Origin of the sequence: Actinophytocola sp. (assembly GCF_049647105.1) — a bacterium.
GTDB lineage: Bacteria > Actinomycetota > Actinomycetes > Mycobacteriales > Pseudonocardiaceae > Actinophytocola.
Window position 1 is genome coordinate 1 of the sequence record NZ_JBARWZ010000180.1, and the last position, 4979, is coordinate 4979.

Below are 4979 nucleotides of genomic sequence, written 5' to 3' on the forward strand. Positions count from 1 at the left end.
GGACTCGCCGTCCCGAACACCTCAGCACCCAGATGACGAGCCACCTGAACCGCCGCCATCCCCACACCACCCGCAGCGGCATGCACAAGAATGTGCTCGCCAGCCCGCACCCCCGCCAAATCAACCAAGGCGTAATAAGCGGTCAGGAACGCCATCGGCACCGACGCCGCCTCAGCAAACGACCAGTCCGCGGGCACCGGCGCCACCAACCGCCGATCCGCCACCGCACACGACCCAAACCCACCCGACACCAAACCAAACACCCGATCACCCGGCACCAAGTCAGCCACCTCGGCACCGACCTCGACCACCACACCCGCAGCCTCAGAACCCATCTCCGCGACCTCGGGGTAAGTACCCAAAGCAATCAACACATCACGGAAGTTCAAGCCCGCCGCACGCACCTCAAGCCGAACCTCCCGCGGCCCAAGCACGAACGGCTCCACCGGAACCAAGGCGAGATCGTCCAGGGAACCAGCCACGACCGCACCCAACCGCCAGTCCGGCACCTCCGGCAACCGCAACGCACCAGACCGCACCAAACGCGGCACCAACGCCACCCCGCCACGAACCGCGACCTGAGGCTCATCACAACCAGCCCACACAACCTCGGCATCCGTATCCACCAACACAAACCGACCCGGATGCTCCGACTGCGCCGACCGCACCACACCCCACCCACCGGCGGCGGCGGGGTCGACGGACTCGGCTGTCACAGCGACGGCGTCTCGGGTCACCAGCACGAGTGGGGTGTCCGTGTCGGACGCCAGCCGCTCCCGCACGATCGCCAGCGCACGGTTCGCGACCTCGCGCGGGCTGCCCTCGGTCAGGTGCACGACGTCGCCGGTCACGGGTTCGGTGGGCGCCTGCACCCATTGGACGATGAAGAGGGCGTCGTCGACCGGACGCGCGTGACCCGCGGCGACGGGCCGCAACGTCAGGGAGTCGACGGTGATCACGGGAGCGCCTGCGCCGTCGGTCGCGGTCACGGCGACGGAGTCCGTGCCGACCGGGGTGAGCCGCACCCGCAGCGCGGCGGCCCTGGTGGCGTGCAGGGCCACACCGGACCAGGAGAACGGTAGCCGGGCCGCGCCGGTGGCCAGGTCGGTGGCGGCGAGGGCGTGCAGCGCGGCGTCCAGCAGGGCCGGGTGTAAACCGAAACCGGCCGCCTGAGCGACATCGGGCAACACCACCTCGGCGAGAACATCGCCCCCGTGCCGCCAAACCGACCGCACACCACGGAACCCGGGGCCGTAGCGCAGACCCACGTCGGCGAGGCCATCGTAGAGGCCGTCGAGCGGGACCGGTTGGGCGTCGGCGGGCGGCCACGCGTTGTCGTCCCTGCCCGGGAGTGGCGTTTGGGGGGCGAGGACACCGCTGGCGTGGCGGGTCCAGTCGGCGGTGTCGCCGGGGCGGGCATAGACGGCGACGTCGCGGCCGGTGACGAGCACCTGCACGTCGACGGCGCGGTGGGCGGGCAGTGTCAGCGGCACTTCCAGGGTCAGTTCGTCGACGGCAGGGTGGCCGGTCTGGTCGCCCGCGTGCCGGACCATCTCGACGAGCGCGGTGCCGGGCACGATGACCTCGTCGAGCACCACGTGGTCGGCGAGCCACGGCTGCGCCGACACCGACAACCGCCCGGTGAGGATGATCCCGTCCCCGGTGGCGAGGGGGACGGCCGCACCGAGGAGGGGTTCCTGGACGGCGGCCCAGTACCGCTCGTGCTGGAACGCGTAGGTCGGCACGTCCACGACCCGGGCGTCCCAGGTCCCGTAGACGGCACCCCAGTCGACGTCGACACCCCACGTCCAGACCGCACCCAACGCGGCGAACACCGTGCCCGCCTCGTCCCGGCCGCGCCGCAACACGGGGACGGCGCCGTCGACGTGCGCGGACAGCACCGGATCCGGCCCCAGCTCCAGGAACGACGTCACCCCCTGCTCCCGCAGCGCGGCGATCCCGTCAGCGAACCGCACCGTGTCCCGCACCTGCCGCACCCAGTACGCCGGATCGGTCACCGCACCCGGCAACGGAATCCCAGGTTCGTGATACGTCAAGGATTCCGCGACGGTGGCGAACTCCGCCAGCATCGGCTCCATCAACCGCGAATGGAACGCATGCGACACCACAAGCCGCTTCACCCGACGACCCTCAGCACGCCACCGCTCCTCCAGAGCGGAAATCTCCTCCTCGGTCCCCGACACCACAAGCGAAGTCGGACCGTTCACCGCCGCGACATCGACACCAGCCGGAACGTCCTCTTCGGACACCTCGGCCGCCAGCATCGCCCCACCAGACGGCAACCCAGCCATCAAACGACCACGAGCCGCCACCAACCTGCAAGCATCATCCAAAGACAACACCCCAGCCACATGCGCGGCCGAAACCTCACCAATCGAATGCCCCAGCAAGTAATCCGGCCGCACACCCCACGACTCCAGCAACCGGAACAACGCAACCTCAAGCGCAAAGATGGCAGCCTGCGCACCATCAGTCCGACGCAACAACACCTCGTCCTCGACCGGGATACTCCCCAACCGCGAACACACTTCATCCCACGCGGCAGCGAACACCGGGAACGACTCGTAGAGTTCCCGACCCATCCCGAGTCGCTGAGAACCCTGACCGGTGAACAAGAACGCCACACCGCCGTCGGACACCGACCCCGTGACCGTGACCTCGCCGACGAGTACGGCCCGGTGTGCCCATCGCGCACGGGTCGTCGCCAGGGAGAAGCCGACGTCCACGCGCCGCGGGTCGGCCGTGGCCAGGAACTCGCGTACCCGCTCGATCTGGTCGCCGACCGCGTTCGCGGTGTGCGCGGATACCGGCAGCGGAACGTCCACCCGGTCTCGGCCGGACGCTGTCGTTTCGGCGGCGGGTGACTGCTCGATGATCACGTGCGCGTTGGTGCCGCTCATGCCGAACGACGACACCCCCGCCCGCCTGCTCCGGTCAGCAGGCCAGTCGCGGGCCTCGGCGAGCAACGCGACCGCGCCCGCCGACCAGTCCACGTGCGGTGACGGCGTTTCGGCCCGCAGCGACGCGGGCAGCGTGCCCGTCCTCATGGCCATGACCATCTTGATCACACTGGCGACACCGGCCGCGGCCTGGGTGTGCCCGATGTTGGACTTCACCGACCCCAGCCAGAGCGGCACGTCCCGGTCCTGCCCGTAGGTGGCGAGGATCGCCTGCGCCTCGATCGGGTCGCCGAGCCGGGTCCCGGTGCCGTGTGCCTCGACCACGTCGACGTCGGCCGCCTCGAGTCCGGCGCTGGCGAGCGCGGACCGGATCACGCGCTGCTGCGACGGCCCGTTCGGCGCGGTCAACCCGTTCGACGCACCGTCCTGGTTGACGGCGGATCCCCGCACGACGGCGAGCACCTGATGCCCGTTGCGTACCGCGTCCGACAGCCGCTCGACCAGCAGCACACCGACGCCTTCGGACCAGGCGGTCCCGTCGGCCTCAGCGGAGAACGGCTTGCACCGCCCGTCCGCGGCCAGTCCGCGCTGGCGGCTGAACTCGATGAACGCACCCGGTGTGGCCATCACCGTGACACCGCCCGCGACGGCCAGCGAGCATTCACCGGCCCGCAGAGCCTGTGCGGCCAGGTGCAGGGCGACCAGCGACGACGAGCACGCGGTGTCCACGGTGACCGCTGGGCCCTCCAGCCCGAACGCGTAGGAGATGCGCCCGGACATGACGCTTGCCGCGGCGCCGGTGCTGACGTGTCCTTCGAGTGCTTCGGCGTTGAGCAGGGTCAGCCTGGTGTAGTCCTGTCCGTTGGTACCGGCGAAAACCCCCGTGCGGCTACCCCGGAGCGATCGCGGATCAATCCCCGCCCGCTCGAACACCTCCCACGTGGCCTCCAGCAACAACCGCTGCTGCGGATCCATCGCCAACGCTTCACGCGGCGAAACCCCGAACAACCCGGCATCAAACCCGGCAGCACCGGACAGGAACCCGCCGACGCGAACAGAGGAAGTACCAGTGGCATCAGGATCGTCGGCGAACAACGCGTCGAGATCCCAGCCACGATCGGTCGGGAACGGCCCCATCACCTCGCCGCCCGCCGACACCAACTCCCACAACGCTTCTGGCGAGTCGACCCCACCGGGGAAACGGCAACTCATGCCCACGATGGCGATCGGCTCGTCGTCCACCGGCCCCGCAACGACCACAGCGGTGTCCTCGGCACCGCCGAACAGCCGGGTGACGAGGTGGTCGACCAGCGCGGACGCGTTCGGGTAGTCGAACACCAGGCTTGCGGGCAACGCGAGCCCGGTCACCGCGACGAGACGATCCCGCAACTCCACCGCCGTCAGCGAATCAAACCCGAGATCACGGAACGACCGGTCGACCTCGACAGCACCCGGGTCGTCGTGGCCGAGGACGGCGGCGACCTCGGTGTGCACGGTGTCGGCGATGGCGCGGCGACGCGCGTCGCCGGTGAGTCCGGTCCACCCGCCGACGCGCTCGTCAACGGGTTCCGGCCCGGCGGGCGTGAGGTGGGTGAGCAGCGGGCTGGGCCTGCCGGTGGTGAACGCGGCAGCAAACCGCTCCCAATCAACATCAGCCACCGTCACACACGTCTCACCACCATCGACAGCGGCCGCCAACGCGGACACCGCCAACGCCGGACTCATCGCATTCAAGCCACGACCACGGAAGTACTCCGCCGCACCATCGGCGTCACCGAGCATCCCGGCACCAGCCCACGGCCCGAACGCCACCGACGTCGCCACCAACCCACGACGACGCCGATCCTCGGCAAGCGCGTCCAGATAAGCATTCGCCGCCGAATACGCCCCCTGCCCACCACTACCCCAAACACCGGCAATGGAGGAGAACAACACAAACGCCTCAACATCCGGCAACAACTCATCCAGATACCGCGCCCCCAACACCTTCGCCGCCACAGCCTCCGCGAACCCGGCCCCAGAAAGCTCCACAACCGCACCCGGCCGATCAACACCAGC

1 protein-coding gene and 1 pseudogene are annotated in these 4979 nt (G+C 69.6%); both read right to left on the minus strand.

All coding sequences use genetic code 11. From position 1 onward, the window contains the following. Positions 1–4745: beta-ketoacyl synthase N-terminal-like domain-containing protein (locus WBA97_RS21985; RefSeq protein WP_424232773.1), on the minus strand; the 4745-nt coding region annotated here is incomplete at its 3' end. Between the two features lie 27 nt (positions 4746–4772). Further along, positions 4773–4952 (minus strand): annotated as a pseudogene (locus WBA97_RS21990) (KR domain-containing protein); the annotation flags it as partial. Between the last annotated feature and the right edge of the window lie 27 nt (positions 4953–4979).